Here is an 844-nt window from a genome sequence, read left to right on the forward strand (position 1 = left end):
TTTCGTCGGCAGCGTCAGATTTGTTTAAGAGACAGGTCGTCGACGGTCGAGGTCAGGAAGTCGATCTGCGCCTTTTGCGACAGGCCATTGAAATAGCCGATCTGCTGCTCGGCGGTCTCCAGGCCCGCGACCGGCTTGTTCGCGGCCTTGGCCGCATCCGCCAGCACCTTTTCCGGCCCGTTTTCGGGGTTGTAGCCAAGCTTCTGGATGGGGGCGAGCGACAGGGTGACGCCCGCCAGCCACGGCTTCATCCGGTCGAACGCCTGGGGCGGCAGGCCCATGTCGGTCACCGCCTTCAGATAGGCGCCGCGCTTGTCGGCGGGCAGCTGCTCGGTCAGGGTGGGGCCGGTGGTGACGATTCCGTTCTTCATGACGATCTGCTGCATCGTCGCCTGATCGGGCTGCACCATTTCCAGTACCAGCTGGTCGGACTTGTCGAAAGCGGTCTTCACCGCCTCGTCGAACCAGCTCAGACCGGGCTTCAGCACATGGATGGTGCCGAACAGATAGATGGTGGTGTCGGCATCCTTGACCACCCACAAAGCAGGATCGGCGTCATGGGCGGCGGGCTTGCTCTCTGCGCAGGCGGGCAGGTCTATGGCGCGATGCTTGGCGTAGGCGGCCTGGTCTGGCTGTGGCGCAAATACATTTGACCCCCTTCCTTTTCCGCCCCTTTCTTTTGCGAAAGCCCGATCCCATGAAGACGATCATGAAAGCCGCCCTCTCCTCGCTCGCGCTGATGCTGGCGCTGCCCGCCTGCGCAGAGAGCAAGCCCGCCGCCCATGACGCCGATCCTGCTTTGTGGGTGGTCAAGGATGCCGACACCACCATCTATCTGTTCGGG

At 62.8% G+C, this 844-nt stretch carries 1 protein-coding gene; it reads right to left on the minus strand.

Features of this window, described 5'->3' with window-relative positions:
• Nucleotides 1-14 precede the first annotated feature (14 nt).
• The gene (locus NS355_RS16570; protein WP_244489726.1) at nt 15-536 is read right to left on the minus strand and encodes a TraB/GumN family protein; all 522 of its coding nucleotides are present in this window, start codon (nt 534-536) and stop codon (nt 15-17) included.
• Nucleotides 537-844 lie beyond the last annotated feature (308 nt).

Source organism: Sphingomonas yabuuchiae (genome assembly GCF_001477495.1).
GTDB lineage: Bacteria > Pseudomonadota > Alphaproteobacteria > Sphingomonadales > Sphingomonadaceae > Sphingomonas > Sphingomonas yabuuchiae_A.